This is a genomic window from Pseudomonas sp. LS1212, from assembly GCF_024741815.1.
GTDB lineage: Bacteria > Pseudomonadota > Gammaproteobacteria > Pseudomonadales > Pseudomonadaceae > Aquipseudomonas.
In genome coordinates this window covers 3,972,318-3,990,136 of record NZ_CP102951.1, presented here as the reverse complement: position 1 = coordinate 3,990,136, position 17,819 = coordinate 3,972,318, and the positions used below count along the sequence as shown (strand labels likewise).

Genomic DNA, 17,819 nt, shown 5'->3' with positions numbered 1-17,819 from the left:
TCTCACACCAACGCGTTGCGTTTGGCTATCTCGATAAGTTCCACCAGAGTGCTGGCGTGGAGTTTTTGCATCAGTCGCTTTTTGTATGTGCTGACAGTCTTGTTGCTTAGAAACATGCCCTTGGCAATTTCCTTGTTTGTTCGCCCTTGAGCAAAAAGTTGCAGGACCATGAGTTCCCGATCATTCACCAGCTTGAACCGCTCTGCGTCCGTTTGCGGACCATCATCCTGACGGACAGCGTTGAGGGCCTGGCTCGGAAAGTAGTTGTAACCCGACAATACAGCCTTGATGGCGCTGAGCAGTTCACTGAGGTCTTCCTGTTTGCAGACGTAGCCGGAGGCCCCCGACTGCATGCAGCGGATGGCAAACAGCGCAGGGCTCTGGGCGGTCAGCACCAGTATCTTCAATGGAATATTCATTGAGTTGAAGCGGGCCAGAACTTCCAGGCCATCGAGCTTGGGAATGCTGATGTCCAGAATGATCAGGTCCGGCACGCACTCGCGAACCATTTGCATGGCGTCTACCCCATTATCGGACTCTCCGATGACGCGGTAGCCCTCGTTTTCCAACAACATACGAACCGCCAGGCGAATGACCGGATGATCGTCGACAATAAAAACAGAGTGCATATTAGTTTCCCGTACAGGCTGCGAAGAAAACGCGCACCTTAGCCGATATGTAGGGGGTGGCACATGAACAGACATGCTCGTCAGCCGCATATAGGAATTGTCCTACAGAAAACGAAGGCTGGTAGTACGGTTTTTTCTGCTTTGTGAAACTGTCAACTGTGTATTGGCTACTCTTTATTGCGGATTTGGTAGGGGTGTTTAGTTGATTTTCCAAGTTGTGTGAATATTCCTACATTGATTTAGCTGCATCATTGTAAGAAAGCCAGGCAGTTTCAGCGAGGCAGTGCCAGCAGTAGCGCCAGCGCATGAGTATTCAAGGGTTTGCTCAGATAGCCCAACATGGGCAGGTTCTGTTGCAGCGCCTGGTGATGCAGCGCCTGCAGTTCTTCTTGCGCAAGGCTGCTGAGCAATATGGCCCGGTCAATCCAGCCCCACTGGCTGGCAGTCTCAATGAGTTTCAACCCGGTCATGCCTGGCAGGCATTGGTCGCACAACAGAACATCGATGTGCTCTGCGCGGGCCATGATCCTTAGTGCCTCATTGGCGTCCAATGCCGAGGTCAGTCGCAGGAAACCGTGGTTGTTCAAGAGGATCTGCGTAGCGATGAGTTGGAAAGGATGATCCTCTACCAGCAATATATGCGGTTGTTGTATCGACATTGGGTCATCCGGGCAGAGTTATCTTGCGGGAAGACAAGCGTGTACTTCGGGCTTTTGCCTGAAGGATTTCAGGCAAATGCTTACATAGAGTTGAGTGGGATTATTCGAACTGATGGCATTTGCTGTCATCAGTATTTTCTGAAAGAAGTGTGCGGTATTTCTGGCAGAAGAAGGGTCGCGCGGTTGTCGACAATCTCGACATCCGCACGGGTGCCATCTTACATAGGGCTGGAGCGTCCGGTCATTTCCCGGGCCATTTCGCTGGCGTAGCTGTCGGTCATGCCGGCGATAAAGTCGATTACACGCAGGAATGAAGTATGTAAAGGCCACGAGGGGTGAGGTGCATTGTTACCCAGCAGGTCGAGGATGCGCTGGTGCTTGAAGGAAGGCGTGCGCCCACCGTGTTGTTCCAGAGCTGCTCCGCAGAAGGCGTTCAGCAGAATCTCCAGGGTGGTGTAAGCGCCGATCTCATGGAGCGTCTTGCGCTTGTCCTGAAATATTTTCTCCCGCGCCATCTCTTTCGCACTGAGCACGCAGCGCTTGGCGGGGCCATGCATATGTTCGACCAGGTCCCCCTGCAGGGTGCCGTTGAGCAGAGCCTCTTGTTGATCGACAAAGGCGCGTGCGGCCGTGTTGGTCAGGTGCTCGATGGCCTTGCCACGCAAAATGGCCAGTTTGCGCCGTCGCGAATCGCGCGGGCCAAGTTGACGATAGGTTTCCGGCAGGTCGTCGCCCACCAGCCCCAGCAGCAGGGATTCCACCTCGGCGTAATCGAGCAGTTCCATTTCCAGGCCATCTTCCAGATCGATCAACGCATAACAGATGTCGTCGGCGGCCTCCATCAGGTACACCAGCGGGTGACGTGCCCATCGTTGCTCTTCAAGCTTGGGCAGGCCGAGCTTCCGGGCGATCTGTTCGAGCAGCGGCAATTCGCTCTGATAACAACCGAACTTGTGTTTCTTGTAGCCCAGGGAGTCGGCGTGCCGCGCTGTCCAGGGGTACTTCAGGTAGGTTCCCAGGGTCGCGTAGGTCAGTCGGGTGCCGCCGTCGAACTGGTGGTACTCCAGTTGGGTCAGCACCCGGAAGCCCTGGGCGTTGCCTTCGAAGTTGAGAAAGTCATTGCGCTCGACCTCGCTCATCGCGTCCAGCCAGCCGCGACCGGCAGCTTGCTGGAACCAGTGGCGGATCGCATCTTCGCCCGAGTGTCCGAACGGCGGGTTGCCGATATCGTGGGCAAGGCACGCAGACTGCACGACCATACCCAGATCGCTGGGCTCGCACCAATCCGGCAGGCTGTCGCGCAGGGTTTCACCCACGCGCATGCCCAGCGAGCGCCCTACGCAGCTGACCTCCAGGGAATGGGTCAGGCGTGTGTGGATATGATCGTTGCTCGACACCGGGTGCACCTGGGTCTTGCGGCCCAGGCGGCGAAAGGCACCGGAAAAGATGATGCGGTCATGGTCCTTGTGAAAGGGGCTTCGACCCAGTTCCTCAGGGCTGTGCAGGGGTTTGCCCAAGCGTTCGCGGGTAAGCAGGGTGTGCCAATCCAAGGCCTTGTCTCCGTTACATGAGCGATACCCTAGCTTCCCGTGTCAGGCGGCCCGCTGCAAGGGTTTCAAATGTCCCCGGAGCAGATGCCGGCCTTTCATTTCTTTTGCGCGGGCCCCTGCATCACCAGCTTGATCAGGGGAATCAGGCTGGTGCCCAGGCGGATCATTCTCGTCAGGCTGCCGGTGCCTGCGTTTTTTGCGCCTTTGCCGGTCAGGAAGCCGAGCAGGATGACTGCGCCCATGCCCCATAGCGGGGCATGCTTGATGCCCAGGCCGCCTTGCAAGTTGCCAGCCATGGTGCGCATGCGGTGGAGTGGGTTGACCAGCTGCCGGGATTCGTGACGAATCTCCTGGCGATGCATCTCCATGCGCAAGCGCACCAGCGCCTTGCGCAGCTCGCGCCGGCTATTGGTCTGCGGCAGTTCAGGAGTATTCATGGCAGCAGGCGCTCCCGGTCATTGGCCAGCTCTTCGAGGGTGGCACTGAAGGGCGAAGACTCATCGAAGATGGCTGCCTTCAAGCGCAAGCCACAGAAGAGTGCGGCCAGGCCGTAGAACACACATAGCCCGACAATGCCGGCCAGTCGATAAGTGTCCCACAGCAAGACCAGCACCAGCCCGGACAGGGCTGTCAGCAACAGCAAGGCAAAAACCAGCGTCAGCCCCGCGAACAACAGCAGGCCGAGGGTGCGCGCCTTTTGCTCTTGCAGCTCGATGCCGAACAGTTCGACATGACTGTGCAGCAGCCCGAGAAAGGCGGCACCCAGGCGCCGCGTCGATGAGCTTGTGCCCGTGCCCGTCGGGTCGGTTTCCGTGCCCATCGTCATCTCAGCGCCTTGTGGCCAGCAGGCCAATCAGAAAGCCCACGCCGGCGGCGATGCCGATCGACTGCCAGGGGTTGGCCTGGACATATTCTTCGGTGGCGATAACGGCGGCTTCGCCGCGCTCGCGCATCGAGTCTTCGGTCATCTTCAGGGTCTCGCGGGCACGCAGCAGGCTGTCGTGAATTTGCGTGCGCAATTCGTCAGCCTGGTCACCGGCCAAGGTCGCGGTGTGCTCCAGCAATTTTTCCGTGTCGCGAACCAGGGTCTGAAAGTCAGCCATCAATATGTCTTGAGCAGTCTTTGCCGTCTTGCTGGCCATGGGTATCTCCGTAAGTGGCTTCTGGGTATTTCGAGTTCAGGCAGGCAACGAAGGTTCAGTTCGATTTGCCTGGTACAGCTTTTGCTTTGCCATGGTGCGTAGAACGAGGTCGTCGCGCTGCATTCGGGCATGGGATCGTGTCCCGGCGCAAGAACCTTAACCTAAACGAATTAAACCCGAGGAAAAACCCGAGCGTCGATTTTATTCCGGCATTGCCTTGCGCCAAAGAGGTTCACTGACACCAGGGAGTCGTCTGTCAGTTGGTCCAATTCGGTGCGTGCCGCGGGCATTCGACCTGCTTTGGTGCTTTTCCGTGACTTCAGGCCTGTCTCCCCTATGGAAAATCTGCAAAGTGCGGTGGACTCATTGGTCCATGGCTCCAACACGCTGTTCATTCTGCTCGGTGCGGTCATGGTGCTGGCCATGCACGCCGGCTTCGCCTTTCTGGAGGTCGGGACGGTCAGGCACAAAAACCAGGTCAATGCCCTGTCCAAGATCCTCAGTGACTTCGCTGTGTCGACGCTGGCTTATTTCTTTATAGGCTACTGGATCTCTTATGGGGTCAGTTTTCTGCAACCAGCGGCGGTGCTCAGCGCCGACCATGGTTACGGGCTGGTCAAGTTCTTCTTCCTGCTGACCTTTGCTGCGGCGATTCCGGCAATCATTTCCGGCGGCATTGCCGAGCGGGCCCGTTTCGTCCCGCAACTGTGCGCGACGGCGCTGATCGTGGCGTTCATCTACCCGTTCTTCGAGGGCGTGGTGTGGAACGGCAACTTCGGTGTGCAGGCATGGTTGCAGGCAAGGTTCGGCGCCGGCTTTCACGATTTTGCCGGCTCCGTGGTGGTGCATGCCGTGGGTGGCTGGCTGGCGTTGACAGCGGTATTGCTGCTGGGCCCGCGCAATGGCCGGTATCGGGAAGGGCGGTTGGTGGCGTTTGCGCCGTCGAACATTCCGTTCCTGGCCTTGGGCTCATGGATTCTGATTGTCGGCTGGTTCGGTTTCAACGTGATGAGCGCCCAGACCCTGCAAGCGGTCAGTGGGCTGGTAGCGGTCAACTCGCTCATGGCCATGGTGGGCGGTACGGTTGCAGCCCTGGTGGTCGGTCGCAATGACCCAGGTTTTCTGCATAACGGCCCGCTGGCGGGGTTGGTGGCAATATGCGCGGGCTCGGACCTGATGCACCCGGTTGGCGCACTCATGACCGGCGTCGTTGCCGGTGCGCTGTTTGTCTGGTGCTTCACCGCGGCCCAGAACCAATGGAAAATCGACGATGTGCTGGGTGTCTGGCCCTTGCATGGTATTTGCGGGGTGTGGGGTGGTATTGCCTGCGGCATTTTTGGTCAGTCCGCATTGGGCGGCTTGGGTGGGGTCAGCCTGGCCAGTCAGGTGATCGGCAGCGCCGCGGGCGTCGTGGTGGCGCTGACGGGCGGATTTGCCGTATACGGCACGATCAAGGCCATCACCGGCATTCGCCTGAGCCAGGAGCAGGAGTATTACGGCGCCGACCTGTCGATCCACAAGATCGGCGCCAACAGCCAGGATTGAGCAAAGCTCAACGGCCGCCCAGCAACCGGGCTTCACAGGCTTCGATGGCGGCCATCGAACCGCTCAGCAGCACCGCATCGCCAGCGTGCAGGCAAGTGCTGGCGTCGGTCGTCAGGTCCTCACCCTGGCGCTGGACCGATTGCAGCTGCACGCCCATTTGTTCCAGCGCCAGCTCCTCGAGCGGGCGCCCACAGGCGTAAGCATCGGCACCAAGGTTGACGGCATGCATCAGCACCCTGGGCTGGCCCTGGCTGTCGATCAGGTTGGTCTGGGCGCCGTGATAGAAACCCTGCAGCAGCCGGTAGCGAGACTGCCTGACTTCATTGACCCGGCTCTGCACATGGTCCTCGGGTACACCCAGCATGACCAGTGCATGGGAGGCGAGTATCAGGCTCGACTCCAGTAACTCCGGCACCACTGCACTGGCGCCGGCCGCCTTGAGTTCGGCCAGCACGCTATCATCGCGGGTACGAACCAGGATCGGCACGTCACTGTTGATCAGGCGGGCAGCCTTGAGCACAATCAGGGCGATGTCGGTCTTGTCGACGGCGATCACTACCAACCTGGCGCGCTCCAGGCCGACAGCCGCCAGCAGCTCGCCCCGGCGCGAATCGCCATAATGGACGCAGTTCTCCGCAGCGGCGGCTTCCCGGATCCGCACCGGATCATCGTCCAGGGCGATGTAGCGCTGTTGTTCACGGCGCAGAAAGCGCCCGATCGACTGGCCAACCCGGCCATAACCACAGATCACCACATGGGCGTCCAGCCCGGCGCTATGGGCGCTGATCTCATCGAGTTGCACTTCCTGGTTCGGTTTGCGGTGCAGGCGCGCCGCAATCGAGGGCGCGGCGCGCAACAGCAGCGGCGTCATCACCATCGAGCAAAACGTCGCGGCCAGCAGCAGGCTGCCAATTTCTGCGGGCAGCAGGTGGCTTTGCTGCATCTGCGCCATCAAGGCAAAACAGAACTCACCGCCCTGGGCAAGGGCCAAGCCGCTGCGCCAGGCGGTTTCGCTGTCGCTGCCGCGTAACTTGACCAGCACCGCCACCACGCTGCCTTTCAAAAGCAACAGCAGCAGGGTCAGGCCAGCGATTGCCAGGCCATGGCTGACGAACAGGTGCAAATCGATCAACATGCCGATACTGACGAAGAACAGCCCCAGCAGAATGTCGCGAAAGGGCCGGATATCGGCCTCGATCTGATGCCGATAGTGGCTTTCGCCCAACAGCATGCCGGCCAGGAATGCACCCAGGGCGGGCGACAGGCCCAGCAGATGAGTGAGCCAGGCGGCCAGCAATACGATCACCAACGCCAACAGCACGAACAATTCGGCAGAGCGTGAGGCGGCGACTTCATGGAACAGCCGCGGCAACACCCAGCGGCTGGCCAACAGCAGGCCAAAGAACAACAGCACGGTCTTGGCCAGGGTCAGTGGCAATGCCCAGTACCATGCCTGGCCGCCATCACCTGCGAACACCGGCACCAGGGTCAGCAGCAGTACGGCGATGACATCCTGGAACAACAGCACGCCAATGGCGTTCTGGCCATGGCTGCTGAAGATCTCACCCAGGCTGGTCAACTCCTTGCTGACGATGGCGGTCGAGGAGAGCGCCAGGCCGGCCCCGAGCAGAAATGCTGCAGGGGTCGGCATACCCTGCAGCGCGAGCAGGCCGGCCAGCAACCCCGATGTGCAGATGACCTGCAAAATGCCCAGCCCGAACACTACCCCACGCATTGCCAGCATTTTCGACAGGGAGAACTCCAGCCCCAGCGAGAACAGCAGAAACACCACGCCCATCTCGGCAAGGTCGGGCAGTTCCTCGCTTTCATTGATCCAATCCAGCGCCGTCGGCCCGACAAACAAGCCAACGCACAGATAGCCCAGCACCGGCGGCAGTTGCAGGCGTCGAAACACCGCAATGACGACGAGCGAGGAGGCCAGGATGATCAGGAGATTGGCGAACAAGGGAAACTCCGCAAGGCGTGCAATTGGAAAAGGCGTCAAGCATCGGGCTTTGGGCCGGTACGACCAATGACCTGAATCATAGTTTGGAATCCTTGCCTGTACTGAACACGCAAGCACGGCACGCGCCCGGGCTCGACGCTGCCCAGGGTTGGACCTAAACTATCGGTCCCTCGAAAATATTGCAGGAAGCTGCCCATGCCCCCTGAATGTCAATTGTTCGGCACGCTCGGATGCCATCTGTGTGAAGTGGCGGAGGCGGTGTTGATGCCCCTGGTCGAGCACGGCCTGCGAGTTGAACTGGTTGATATTGCGGAGAACGACAGTTTGCACGAGGCCTACTCTCTGCACATTCCGGTCTTGCGGCGTATCGATACCGGAGCCGAATTGAACTGGCCGTTCGATGCCGAGCAGGTTGTCTCCTTCCTGCGCTGAGCCCCTTACCCTGGCAGCCGGATTCCAGCCGGGTCATATGCTGATTCATATCTGAAAGTGCAGGCCATTGCCCATCGATGGAGAATGGCCGTGGGCCGGCGTTGCCATGCAAACGTTTGCCGGTCCCCTTCATTTGAATTGCGCCAAGGAGAGGCGAACATGAATTTGACACCCTACTTCACATTGGGAGAACTGACCGTTTCCGAGACGGCTTCGCGGCGGGGGATCGATAACACACCGGATGCGGCGGTGATGAGTAACCTCAAGCGCCTGGCCGAATTCCTCGAGAAAGTCCGGGCACTTGCCAAGCGTCCGGTCGTGGTCAGCAGTGGCTACCGTTCACCCGAACTCAACAAGGCGATCGGTGGTTCCGAGCGCAGCGCACACATGAGCGGCCTGGCGGCGGATATCAATGTCCCGGGGCTCGCACCCTATCGTCTGGCGTCGCTGATCGCTGAATCCGACCTCGTGTTCGACCAACTCATTCTCGAATTCGATTCATGGGTCCATGTCGGGCTGACAGTTGCAGATCCTCGTCGGGAGATCCTGACGATTCGCAAGGGCACGGGTTATCGATCGGGCCTGATCCTTTTTGCTTCTGATCGAGGTCCTTCTGTCGTCTGATCATTGACTGAAAAAAGTCCTGCCCCTTATGCTGTATAAAGATACAGTATTTTCTACAGGATGCTTCAACGCACCAGTGAGGGGGCAGGACAGTGGTCAATGTCGATCAATTGAAATACAGCGTTAATCGCATGTCTGTCGATGTGGTCCAGGAGGCCGTGCTGGAGTTGCGCCTCGACGGTCTGGTAACGGAAGGGAAAACACCCTTCAACAAGCTGCATTTCAATACGTGCTTTGCCGAGATCGAAGCACTGTTTCAACGCGCAGGCTATCACCGCCCGCTGGATGTCGTCGGTTATCAGGGATTGCTTTACGCACTCTATGACCCGACGCGCTGGGAAGCCGTGGATGTATTGCGCTGGCTCAAGGAGTTCACCGACGCGGCAGCAGCCCAGGCGGGCTAGGCTGGGCGCATCCAACACGTGATAATGACGGCATTACCTGCCTTTAGAGTGTTTCCATGTCCATGCCCTTCGATCCGGCTCAGCATCAAGCCAGTACCGTTTGCTTGCCTGCGGGGGGCTGGGCAACGGTCCTCGATTGCCTGTGCGAGCATTTCAAGGCGATCAGCCGCGACCAATGGCTCGACCGGATCGCTCGTGGTCGCGTACTGGATGCCCAGGGTGCACCGATAACGGTCGAGCTGGCGTACAAGCAAGGCTTGCGCATTCATTACTTTCGCGAAGTGCCGAACGAAAAGCCAATTCCTGTCCAGGAACATATTCTGCACATCGACGAGCACCTGGTGGTGGCGGACAAACCCCATTTTCTACCGGTAACGCCCACGGGCGAATACGTCGAGCAGACCTTGCTGCGCCGCCTGATCCGACGCCTCGACAACCCTCATCTGGTGCCCCTGCACCGCATCGATCGCCACACCGCCGGGCTGGTGTTGTTCTCGGCCAACCCGCAGAGCCGTTCGGCCTACCAGTCGCTGTTCCCGAATCGGCAGATCGACAAGCGCTATGAAGCCATCGCCCGAGCCTTGCCCGAGCTGGATTTCCCGCTGGTGCACAAGAGCCGCATGGTCAACGGCGAACCCTTCTTCCGCATGCACGAGGTGCCCGGCACCAGCAACAGCGAAACCCGTGCCGAGGTGCTGCAAAAACACGGGGAGCTGTGGCGCTATGCACTGTATCCGATCACGGGCAAGACCCATCAGTTGCGAGTGCACATGACGGCGCTGGGCGCGAGTATCTGCAACGATCCTTTCTATCCTGAAGTCAGACAGGCCGAAGATGATTACAGCAAGCCACTGAAACTGTTGGCGCAAAGCCTGCGTTTCAAGGACCCGCTGACCGGCCAGGAACGTTATTTCGAAAGCCGCCTGACGCTGGAGTGGTAGGGGGAAATCCGCCACATCTGCGGGTAGATACCCGATTATTGGCGGCTTTCCGCCAATGGCCGCTGCCGGTAAAACGCATCGAACGTCCGCCACCATGGTTCTCAGGGCCTGAGTAGAAAGCGGCACGCACTTTGCAATCGTCCTTCCCGCAATTCAGCGCTTATGCCAGGCCAACAGCCTCCCGGACAAGGAGGCGTTGCTTCGACGGGCTGGTTCCCGCGATGCGTTCCGCAAAGGAGCCCAGGGCAAAAGCACGGTATGACTGCCTCGAATCATCGATACCCTCAGCCGCCAGCCAGCTAACCTGTTACCAGGTAGATCCAGGCCAGCCTCTATTGGACTGCGCCGGAGAAGGCATTGCGCGAGCAACAACAAAATCGGGCGTGCACCTCGAGACGATCAGTCATTGCCAACCTTTCACTTCAATTGGACTGACTTATGAAAAAAATCCTGCTGATGCTCCTGTGCCTGAGCGTCATCGGCTGCTCCAGGCACAGCGAGCCCGAGAAGACCGTGGACGTGCTGCTGATCGGCGGCGGCATCATGAGCGCAAGCCTTGGGACCTATCTCAATGAGCTGGAGCCGGGCTGGTCGATCGATATCTACGAGCGCCTGGACAAGGTTGCCGAAGAGAGCTCCAACGCCTGGAACAACGCGGGTACCGGTCATTCGGCATTCTGTGAGCTCAACTACACCACTGAAGCCGCCGATGGCAGTATCGACATCAGCAAGGCCGTGGCCATCAACGAGAGCTTCGAGATCTCCAAGCAGTTCTGGGCCTACCAGGTTCAGCAGAACGTGCTGAGCAATCCCAAGTCCTTCATCAATAACGTACCGCACATGAGTTTCGTGTGGGGTGACGAGAACGTTGCCTTCCTCAAGAAGCGCCATGCGGCACTGCAGCACAGTTCGCTGTTCCGTGGCATGGAATACTCCGAAGACCACCAACAGATCCGCAAGTGGGTGCCGCTGGTGATGGAAGGGCGTCCAGCCGATCAAAAAGTCGCTGCCACCCGCATATCGATCGGCACCGACGTCAACTTCGGTGAAATCACCCGCCAGTTGATCGCGTCGCTGACCCGCAACCAGAACGTCAAGCTGCATGTGCGGCATGAAGTGCGTGATATCGTGCGCAATGCCGACAACACCTGGACCGTCGTGGTCGCCGACCTTGCCAACAAGGGCGTGGAAACCAGCGTCAAAGCCAGGTTTGTGTTCATCGGCGCCGGTGGCGGTGCGCTCAAGCTGCTGCAGAAGTCAGGCATTCCTGAAGCTGAAGGTTACGCCGGCTTCCCGGTCGGTGGTCAGTTCCTCGTCACCCGTAATCCGCAGATCGTTGCCCAGCACAAGGCCAAGCTATACGGCAAGGCGTCGGTAGGCGCGCCGCCGATGTCCGTGCCGCACCTGGACACCCGTGTGATCGACGGCCAGGAAGTGCTGCTGTTCGGCCCATTCGCGACCTTCTCGACCAAGTTCCTCAAGTACGGCTCGATGCTGGACATGTTCGACGCCTTGACCACCCACAACATCATGCCGATGACCCACGCAGGCCTCGACAACCTGTCGTTGAGCACCTACTTGATGGGCCAGCTGATGCTGAGCCAGGAAGACCGCATGGATTCGCTGCGTGAATACTTCCCCGAGGCCAAGTCCGAAGACTGGTCGCTGCTGCAGGCCGGCCAGCGTGTGCAGGTCATCAAGAAGGATGCCGAGCATGGCGGTGTCCTGCAGTTCGGTACCGAAGTGGTCAGTTCCAAGGATGGCACCATCGCAGCCTTGCTGGGCGCCTCGCCAGGTGCATCGACTGCCGCACCGATCATGCTGACCGTGCTTGAGCGTACCTTCCCGGAGCGCGTCAAGACGCCAGAATGGCGGGCCAAGCTGAAGGAAATCGTGCCGTCGTACGGTCAGAAGCTCAACAACGACCTTGAGCTGACCAACAGGATTCGCGCCTGGAGCAGCGAGCGTCTGCAGTTGAACTTCGTCCATGTAGACCCGGAAGTTGTTCAAGCGCCTGCTGCCGAGCCGGCGCTGTAAGCAGACTGCGGTCATCAGCTTGAAACAGGAAAGCCCGCTTGATGCGGGCTTTCTTGTGGCTGGTGTTCGGTGCGTCGCGGTTTACCTGTGCTTGTGCTTGCCGTGACGGCTGTCGTCGGCCAGGTTGTTGCCCAGCGCGCCGCCTGCTGCGCCGCCAAGGCCGGCGCCGATAGTCGAGCCGGTTTTGCCGCCGAGTTTGCCACCGATCAGGGAGCCGCCTGCCGAGCCGAGGCCGCCACCGATGGCTGCCTTGGTCTTGTTGCCTTTTTTCGCAGCTACCGCGCTGCCGGCTGCACCACCGACACCAGCACCGATCGCCGCGCCCGTGCTGCCACCGACTTGCTGGCCGATAACATTACCCAGGACGCCGCCCAGGCCACCGCCGATTGCAGTGGTGCCATCGCCGGCCATTGCGCCTTGGGTGAAGAGAAAGCCAAGCGCCAGGGTGGCAAGTGTTTTACGCATGTTACTGAACCTCAGAAAAAATTTGACCGCGCATTGTGATTGCGCAGAAGAAAGTGGGCAAACGTTAAAGCGTTGGTCCGACGACGGGCGACAGGGGGCGATGGCCGATCACGCGCAAGCCCGCACAAAGCGGGCTTTCCAGGGGGTTCCGCGGCTGCCGAACGTAGCCTGGAACCATGCGATTTGGTCGGAGAGACAGGATTCGAACCTGCGACCTTCTCGTCCCGAACGAGACGCGCTACCTGCCTGCGCTACACTCCGACATGCTGAAAATATTACTCAAAAATTCAGCAACGACAAGAGCCTGAATCCACCTGGGCCGCAGTCTCTGACTGCGGCCTTGCCGGGCCAGTATTACAGCTCTTTAACCGTGCGGACTTGGTCCTTGTTGATGCGGGTCTGCTTGCCGTCCAGTTGTTCGAACTGGTAGAACCCCGACTCATCATCATACCGGGGGGTGTCGACCGCCTGGATTTCACGCCCGTCATTCAGGGTGATCACAGTAGGCGTAGAGCAACCGGCGAGGGTGGCCAGGCCTAATGCAAGCATGAATGCGGGAAGGGTCCGTTGAGTCATTATGTGTCTCCGATAAGGTTGTGCTGTTAGTACTGTGCTTGAGACGTAAACGACGTCTGCAAGTTCCTTTTTCGCTGTCCTGAGAATCAAGAATAGCGGCCAAATACTGCACGTGTGAAAAGGCTGGGGGCTTCGATATGACCTGTTAAAGCAGCCTTGCAGAGCCCATGCCAAGGGCAGGCGCGAGCCAGTGCCTGCCTGTGATATAACACCGCCCATCCCCTCATTCATTGGACAAGGCCCCATGAAAGCCAAGGCTGAAGTACCTTTTGCGCCGCTCAATATTGCCGTTCTGACAGTCAGCGATACCCGCACGCTGGAAACCGATACTTCGGGCCAGGTCTTCGTCGATCGCTTGACCGCTGCCGGCCACAACCTGGCCGCACGCGTCTTGCTCAAGGACGACCTGTACAAGATCCGTGCGCAGGTCGCCACCTGGATCGCCGACGATTTGGTGCAGGTGGTGCTGATTACCGGCGGCACCGGTTTTACCGGGCGCGACAGCACGCCGGAAGCGGTCGCCTGTCTGCTCGACAAACAGGTCGATGGCTTTGGTGAATTGTTCCGGCAGATCTCGGTGGCCGATATCGGCACCTCGACCGTGCAATCGCGTGCACTGGCCGGCCTTGCCAATGGCACGTTGGTATGTTGCCTGCCGGGCTCGACCAATGCCTGTCGTACCGGCTGGGACGGGATCCTTGCCGAGCAATTGGATGCCCGGCATCGTCCATGCAACTTCGTCATTCACCTCAAGCAGGTTGCGCCCTGCGAAAGTCGTGGCTGAGTTGGGGGCGGCGCGGCCGCTGATGCCGGTGGAAGAGGCCCTGGCGCGCTTGATCGCGCTGGCCGAGGCCTCGCCGATTCTTGAGCGAGAAGTCGTGAAGCTGGCCGACGCCGATGGCCGGGTGCTGGCCGATGCGTTGGTATCGACCCTTGATCTGCCGCCCTGGCCCAACAGTGCCATGGACGGCTATGCCCTGCGCCTGGCGGACTGGACGGGCGAACCGCTGGTCGTCAGCCAGCGGATCTTTGCCGGTCAAGCCCCTGCGCCAATGCAGTCCGGGACCTGCGCCAGAATCTTTACCGGTGCCCCCTTGCCGGCGGGTGCCGACTGCGTCGAGATGCAGGAGAACGTCGAAGTCCAGGCCGATCAGCGCGTGAGCTTTCGCCAAAGCCTGCGCGTCGGGCAGAACATTCGGGCGCAGGGTCAGGAAACCCGGGCCGGCGAGCAGGTATTGGCGGCCGGCATGGTGCTGGGGCCGATCGAACTGGGCCTGGCGGCATCATTGGGCTGCGCCGAGTTGACGGTGCTGCGCAGGCCGCGGGTGGCAGTGCTGTCTACCGGCGATGAGCTGGTCGAACCCGGGCTGGCGCTGGGGCCTGGGCAGATCTACAACAGCAACCGCCGGGTGTTGTGCAGCTGGTTGGCGCGCCTGGAGTGCGAGGTGGTCGATGCCGGGATCCTGCCGGATGATCTGGAAAAGACCCGGCAACGGCTGGGCGAGCTCAAGGATGTGGACCTGATTCTGTCTACGGGCGGGGTTTCGGTCGGCGAAGCGGACTTTCTTGGGGTTGCCTTGCGCGAGGAGGGTGATCTGTCGCTCTGGAAGCTCGCCATCAAGCCTGGAAAGCCGCTGACATTCGGGCATTTTCGTGGGGTTCCAGTCATTGGCTTGCCAGGCAACCCGGCTTCAACCCTGGTGACCTTCGCGCTGTTGACCAGGCCTTATCTGCTGCGTCGTCTGGGCGTCGCCGACGTGGCCCCCCTGCAGTTTGCCGTACCGGCTGCCTTCAGTTGGACCAAGCCTGGCAATCGTCGCGAGTACCTGCGTGGTCGCCTGGAGCAGGGGCGAGCGGTGATCTACCCCAACCAGAGCTCCGGCGTGCTGCGCAGCGCGGCCTGGGCCGATGGCCTGGTCGAAGTGCTCGAAGGTCGGACCCTGGCCGAAGGGGATCCGGTGAACTTCATCCCGTTCAGTGAGCTACTTGGCTGAGCGGCCGAAGATTTCTGGCTGTTGGGGGGCAGGGCTATTGCGTGAGGTAGCCAGCAGCTGTGCGTAAACGCTCTCCAACTGGTTGGCGGCCACGCTCCAGTCGTGCTCCTGGCAGACAAAGGTGCGGGCCGCTTCCGACAATTGCTTGAATCGCAGGGGTTGAGAGAGCAATTGGCTGATGATCAACGCCAGGTCCGCCGGGTCATCACTGCCCAGGTAGTGCTGGCCGTTCTCCACGTCAAGCCCGGAAACGCCCTGGCTGGTGGTCACTACCGGTAGCCCGGCGGCCATGGCCTCCAGCACTTTGACCTTGGAGCCGCCGCCATAGCGCAGCGGCGCGAAAAAGATCGCCGAATGGCGCTGCAGGTCTCGCAAGTCCTGGCAAAAGTCCTGCCATTCGATCCGTGGATCGCTCCAGCGCAGCTTCCAGCTCGACGGCAAGGCGTGGCCACAGATGGCAAAGCGCACGGCCGGGTTGCTCATCCACACTTGCGGCAGGATTTCTTCCAGCGCCCATTCGATCGCGTCAACGTTGGGGCCGTACTCGAAGTTGCCGACGAACAAGAGCCGCTGGCTATGCAGGGCAGGGCTGATTTGCTCATAGTGGGCGCAATCGACGCCATTGACGACCACCTGAACGGGGCGTTCGATCATGCTGCTGATATAGTCGGCATCGCGTTGACTGACGGCCACCACTTCGGTGGCCTGGGCATAGACCCGTGTCTCCCAGCGCCGATAACGCCAGCGATCGAATGCGGTGAAGGGCCGCACCCACAGCGGCAGCAGCTCTGCGCATATGCCCATTGCCGACTCGATGTTGTGCTCGATCAGTACAAAAGGCCGCCTGGAAGCTTGCAGCGCGCGCTCAAAGGGTTGAAAGCTGTAGCTGTGTTCAATCTGGATGACATCCCAGTCCTCTTCCAGCAAACGTTCGAACTCGTGGCGCAAGCGCGGGGCAAGGCCATTGACGACCGTCAGGGTGGGGTAGGCCGGGTTGGTCAGCGCCAGCAGTGTCAGCGGGTTTTTGAGTGCGCGCCTGGGTAGCACGATCAACCGTTCGAGCCAGGGTTCCAGCGCTTGTCGGGCTTGTTCGGTGAGGTCGGACCGCGACTGGACCAGCAAGGTGATGCGGTGGCCTCGCTCGGCCATGGCACGCAATAGATGAAATTGTCGGGTCCTGCCGCCACTGGTGGTAGGCCAAGGCAGATAGGGCAGTGTCCACAGTATGCGCATGACTGAGATCCCTTGTTCACCAGGCAGTGACGGTATGCTTGTTTTGAGTGGAAAACCGCTCAATCGTTCCTTTGTTTACACGGGGTGAAACAACGAAGACTCAGTGGTTTCCCTGCAGCCGTACTTCGACCGTGACCGACAGGCAAGGGGTATCAGGTGTTGGCGGGATTCGGAGCACGTCCATAGATATCAGTAAAGCGTACGATATCGTCCTCGCCCAGATATTCGCCGCTCTGCACCTCGATCATGATCAGATCGATGACGCCGGGGTTGCTCAGGCGGTGTGCCCGGCCTGGCTTGATGAAGGTTGATTCGTTGGCGTGGAGCAGAAACGCTTCATCGCCATTGGTAACCCGTGCCATGCCACTGACCACGATCCAGTGTTCGCTGCGATGATGGTGCATCTGCAGCGACAACGAGCCTTCAGGCCGGACCGTGATGCGCTTGATCTTGAAGCCTTGGCCCTCCTCGAGCACTGTATAGGTGCCCCAGGGGCGGGTTACGCTGCGATGCAGTCGATAAGCATCATGGCCCTGGCGCTTGAGCTGCTGGGCGATCAGCTTGACCTCCTGGCTGCGCCTGGCGTCGGCAATCAGCAGTGCATCCGGGGTATCGATGATGATCAGGTCGTCCAGGCCGATGCCGCCGACCAGGCGTTGGGGGGAGTCGATATAGCAATTGGTGACATTGCGCAGAACGGTTTCGCCACTGCATTGATTGCCCTGGCTGTCGGCCGGGCTCAGTTCGCGTACTGCCTGCCAGGAGCCGATATCGCTCCAACCCAGTTGGCAGGGAATCACCGCGACGTTCTGCGAGCGCTCCATCACGGCATAGTCGATGGAAATGTCCGGCGCCAGGGCAAAGCTATTGCTGTCGAGTTCCAGTTGCAATTCCTGTTTGTCAGCCTTGCTGTGGCTGTGTTCCAGGCAGTTCTGGACGGCAGCGATGACCTCCGGGCTGTGGGTTTGCAGCGCGTGCACAATACTGTCGACGCGCATGCAGAACATGCCGGCATTCCACAGGTGCAAGCCACCGTCGAGATAGGCCTGGGCAGTCGCTGCATCGGGCTTTTCGACGAAGCGCGCAACCTGATGGCCGCCATTGCCAAGCACTGCGCCCTTTTCGATATAGCCAAAACCGGTTTGCGCTGTGTCGGGCTTCAACCCGAAGGTCACCAGCCAGCCTTGATCGGCCAATTGCCGAGCGCTGGCGACTGCCTGGGCAAACGCATCGAGGTCCTGGATCAGGTGATCGGCCGGCATCACCAGTAGCAAGGCGTCTTCGCCATACATCCGTGCCCCATGCAACGCCGCTGCGGCAATCGCCGGTGCAGTGTTGCGACCGAAGGGCTCGAGGATAAAGTCCAGGGCCACGCCTGTTTCGTTGAGCGGGCGATAGTCATCCAGGGTTCGGAAGAGTAGGTCGCGGTTGGTTACCGTCAATACCCGTCCCACATCCTTGAGCCCGCAGGCGCGGGCAAAAGTTTTCTGCAGCAGGCTTTCGCCATCGGGCAGGCGCATGAAAGGTTTGGGCATCGCTTCGCGCGAGACTGGCCAGAGCCGGGTGCCGGCCCCACCGGCAATGATGCAGGGAATGAGTACACTCATCGAGATAAGCCTGAC

19 protein-coding genes and 1 tRNA gene are annotated in these 17,819 nt (G+C 59.8%); 8 read left to right on the top strand and 12 right to left on the bottom strand.

All coding sequences use genetic code 11. The annotated features are described in order from the left end of the window. Window positions 1–2 precede the first annotated feature (2 nt). The 6 genes from NVV94_RS18550 to NVV94_RS18525 all read right to left on the bottom strand — a co-directional run bounded on the left by NVV94_RS18550 (window position 3) and on the right by NVV94_RS18525 (window position 3,980). Window positions 3–629, bottom strand: a complete 627-nt coding sequence (locus NVV94_RS18550) for a response regulator transcription factor (protein WP_258443842.1) — start codon at window positions 627–629, stop codon at window positions 3–5. Window positions 630–901: 272 nt separating this feature from the next. Next, complete coding sequence (locus NVV94_RS18545) at window positions 902–1,288, bottom strand: response regulator (protein ID WP_258443841.1); 387 nt, start codon at window positions 1,286–1,288, stop codon at window positions 902–904. A gap of 218 nt (window positions 1,289–1,506) precedes the next feature. After that, the gene (locus NVV94_RS18540; protein WP_258443840.1) at window positions 1,507–2,838 is read right to left on the bottom strand and encodes a deoxyguanosinetriphosphate triphosphohydrolase; all 1,332 of its coding nucleotides are present in this window, start codon (window positions 2,836–2,838) and stop codon (window positions 1,507–1,509) included. A gap of 95 nt (window positions 2,839–2,933) precedes the next feature. Then, a complete protein-coding gene (locus tag NVV94_RS18535; RefSeq protein WP_258443839.1) occupies window positions 2,934–3,275 on the bottom strand; it encodes a hypothetical protein in 342 nt (113 codons plus the stop codon). Next, window positions 3,272–3,664: a phage holin family protein gene (locus NVV94_RS18530; RefSeq protein ID WP_258443838.1), complete on the bottom strand. Its 393-nt coding sequence runs from the start codon at window positions 3,662–3,664 to the stop codon at window positions 3,272–3,274. Before NVV94_RS18530 ends, NVV94_RS18535 begins: the two co-directional genes overlap by 4 nt. Before the next feature lies 1 nt (window position 3,665). Further along, on the bottom strand, window positions 3,666–3,980 hold the full coding sequence (locus tag NVV94_RS18525) for a YqjD family protein (protein ID WP_258443837.1): 315 nt from the start codon (window positions 3,978–3,980) through the stop codon (window positions 3,666–3,668). Between the two features lie 336 nt (window positions 3,981–4,316). Between NVV94_RS18525 and NVV94_RS18520 the strand changes: the two genes are divergently transcribed. Further along, the gene (locus NVV94_RS18520; protein WP_258443836.1) at window positions 4,317–5,525 is read left to right on the top strand and encodes an ammonium transporter; all 1,209 of its coding nucleotides are present in this window, start codon (window positions 4,317–4,319) and stop codon (window positions 5,523–5,525) included. A 7-nt stretch (window positions 5,526–5,532) separates the two neighbouring features. Here the strand turns inward: NVV94_RS18520 and NVV94_RS18515 are convergent, their stop codons facing one another. Further along, window positions 5,533–7,491, bottom strand: a complete 1,959-nt coding sequence (locus NVV94_RS18515) for a monovalent cation:proton antiporter-2 (CPA2) family protein (RefSeq protein ID WP_258443835.1) — start codon at window positions 7,489–7,491, stop codon at window positions 5,533–5,535. Between the two features lie 195 nt (window positions 7,492–7,686). On the opposite strand from NVV94_RS18515, the gene NVV94_RS18510 reads away from it, so the two are divergent. From NVV94_RS18510 to NVV94_RS18490, 5 genes are all read left to right on the top strand, one after another. Beyond that, window positions 7,687–7,923 (top strand): glutaredoxin family protein, encoded by a 237-nt coding sequence (locus tag NVV94_RS18510; protein ID WP_258443834.1) that lies wholly within the window; start codon window positions 7,687–7,689, stop codon window positions 7,921–7,923. 159 nt (window positions 7,924–8,082) lie between these two features. After that, window positions 8,083–8,547 (top strand): D-Ala-D-Ala carboxypeptidase family metallohydrolase, encoded by a 465-nt coding sequence (locus NVV94_RS18505; protein WP_258443832.1) that lies wholly within the window; start codon window positions 8,083–8,085, stop codon window positions 8,545–8,547. 92 nt (window positions 8,548–8,639) lie between these two features. After that, window positions 8,640–8,951 (top strand): transcriptional regulator, encoded by a 312-nt coding sequence (locus NVV94_RS18500; RefSeq protein ID WP_258443830.1) that lies wholly within the window; start codon window positions 8,640–8,642, stop codon window positions 8,949–8,951. Window positions 8,952–9,007: 56 nt separating this feature from the next. Continuing rightward, a complete protein-coding gene (locus NVV94_RS18495; RefSeq protein ID WP_258443829.1) occupies window positions 9,008–9,892 on the top strand; it encodes a pseudouridine synthase in 885 nt (294 codons plus the stop codon). Between the two features lie 438 nt (window positions 9,893–10,330). After that, window positions 10,331–11,929 (top strand): malate:quinone oxidoreductase, encoded by a 1,599-nt coding sequence (locus NVV94_RS18490; RefSeq protein WP_258443828.1) that lies wholly within the window; start codon window positions 10,331–10,333, stop codon window positions 11,927–11,929. Between the two features lie 81 nt (window positions 11,930–12,010). Here NVV94_RS18490 and NVV94_RS18485 read toward each other — a convergent pair whose 3' ends face one another. From NVV94_RS18485 to NVV94_RS18475, 3 genes are all read right to left on the bottom strand, one after another. After that, window positions 12,011–12,394: a glycine zipper domain-containing protein gene (locus NVV94_RS18485; protein WP_258443827.1), complete on the bottom strand. Its 384-nt coding sequence runs from the start codon at window positions 12,392–12,394 to the stop codon at window positions 12,011–12,013. Between the two features lie 184 nt (window positions 12,395–12,578). Further along, a tRNA-Pro gene (locus tag NVV94_RS18480) sits at window positions 12,579–12,655 on the bottom strand. Between the two features lie 93 nt (window positions 12,656–12,748). After that, the gene (locus NVV94_RS18475) at window positions 12,749–12,970 is read right to left on the bottom strand and encodes a YgdI/YgdR family lipoprotein (RefSeq protein ID WP_258443826.1); all 222 of its coding nucleotides are present in this window, start codon (window positions 12,968–12,970) and stop codon (window positions 12,749–12,751) included. A 244-nt stretch (window positions 12,971–13,214) separates the two neighbouring features. Here NVV94_RS18475 and moaB point away from each other — a divergent pair, with 244 nt between their 5' ends. Both moaB and glp read left to right on the top strand, forming a co-directional pair. Next, a complete protein-coding gene (gene moaB, locus NVV94_RS18470; protein WP_258443825.1) occupies window positions 13,215–13,754 on the top strand; it encodes a molybdenum cofactor biosynthesis protein B in 540 nt (179 codons plus the stop codon). A gap of 22 nt (window positions 13,755–13,776) precedes the next feature. Continuing rightward, the gene (glp, locus tag NVV94_RS18465; protein WP_258447747.1) at window positions 13,777–14,964 is read left to right on the top strand and encodes a gephyrin-like molybdotransferase Glp; all 1,188 of its coding nucleotides are present in this window, start codon (window positions 13,777–13,779) and stop codon (window positions 14,962–14,964) included. Here the strand turns inward: glp and NVV94_RS18460 are convergent. Continuing rightward, the gene (locus tag NVV94_RS18460) at window positions 14,953–16,197 is read right to left on the bottom strand and encodes a glycosyltransferase family 4 protein (RefSeq protein WP_258443824.1); all 1,245 of its coding nucleotides are present in this window, start codon (window positions 16,195–16,197) and stop codon (window positions 14,953–14,955) included. The two genes, glp and NVV94_RS18460, sit on opposite strands and share 12 nt — an antisense overlap. A gap of 152 nt (window positions 16,198–16,349) precedes the next feature. Then, entirely contained in the window at window positions 16,350–17,804 is a 1,455-nt protein-coding gene (locus NVV94_RS18455; RefSeq protein ID WP_258443823.1) for a mannose-1-phosphate guanylyltransferase/mannose-6-phosphate isomerase, read from the bottom strand. Window positions 17,805–17,819: the final 15 nt, after the last annotated feature.

Excerpts from the sequence above, each read along its gene's own strand:
- NVV94_RS18550 (WP_258443842.1), bottom strand. The coding sequence starts at position 629 with ATGCACTCTGTTTTTATTGTCGACGATCATCCGGTCATTCGCCTGGCG.
- NVV94_RS18545 (WP_258443841.1), bottom strand. The coding sequence starts at position 1,288 with ATGTCGATACAACAACCGCATATATTGCTGGTAGAGGATCATCCTTTC.
- NVV94_RS18535 (WP_258443839.1), bottom strand. The coding sequence starts at position 3,275 with ATGAATACTCCTGAACTGCCGCAGACCAATAGCCGGCGCGAGCTGCGC.
- NVV94_RS18530 (WP_258443838.1), bottom strand. The coding sequence starts at position 3,664 with ATGACGATGGGCACGGAAACCGACCCGACGGGCACGGGCACAAGCTCA.
- NVV94_RS18525 (WP_258443837.1), bottom strand. The coding sequence starts at position 3,980 with ATGGCCAGCAAGACGGCAAAGACTGCTCAAGACATATTGATGGCTGAC.
- NVV94_RS18520 (WP_258443836.1), top strand. The coding sequence starts at position 4,317 with ATGGAAAATCTGCAAAGTGCGGTGGACTCATTGGTCCATGGCTCCAAC.
- NVV94_RS18510 (WP_258443834.1), top strand. The coding sequence starts at position 7,687 with ATGCCCCCTGAATGTCAATTGTTCGGCACGCTCGGATGCCATCTGTGT.
- NVV94_RS18505 (WP_258443832.1), top strand. The coding sequence starts at position 8,083 with ATGAATTTGACACCCTACTTCACATTGGGAGAACTGACCGTTTCCGAG.
- NVV94_RS18495 (WP_258443829.1), top strand. The coding sequence starts at position 9,008 with ATGTCCATGCCCTTCGATCCGGCTCAGCATCAAGCCAGTACCGTTTGC.
- NVV94_RS18490 (WP_258443828.1), top strand. The coding sequence starts at position 10,331 with ATGAAAAAAATCCTGCTGATGCTCCTGTGCCTGAGCGTCATCGGCTGC.
- NVV94_RS18485 (WP_258443827.1), bottom strand. The coding sequence starts at position 12,394 with ATGCGTAAAACACTTGCCACCCTGGCGCTTGGCTTTCTCTTCACCCAA.
- NVV94_RS18475 (WP_258443826.1), bottom strand. The coding sequence starts at position 12,970 with ATGACTCAACGGACCCTTCCCGCATTCATGCTTGCATTAGGCCTGGCC.
- moaB (WP_258443825.1), top strand. The coding sequence starts at position 13,215 with ATGAAAGCCAAGGCTGAAGTACCTTTTGCGCCGCTCAATATTGCCGTT.
- glp (WP_258447747.1), top strand. The coding sequence starts at position 13,777 with ATGCCGGTGGAAGAGGCCCTGGCGCGCTTGATCGCGCTGGCCGAGGCC.
- NVV94_RS18460 (WP_258443824.1), bottom strand. The coding sequence starts at position 16,197 with ATGCGCATACTGTGGACACTGCCCTATCTGCCTTGGCCTACCACCAGT.
- NVV94_RS18455 (WP_258443823.1), bottom strand. The coding sequence starts at position 17,804 with ATGAGTGTACTCATTCCCTGCATCATTGCCGGTGGGGCCGGCACCCGG.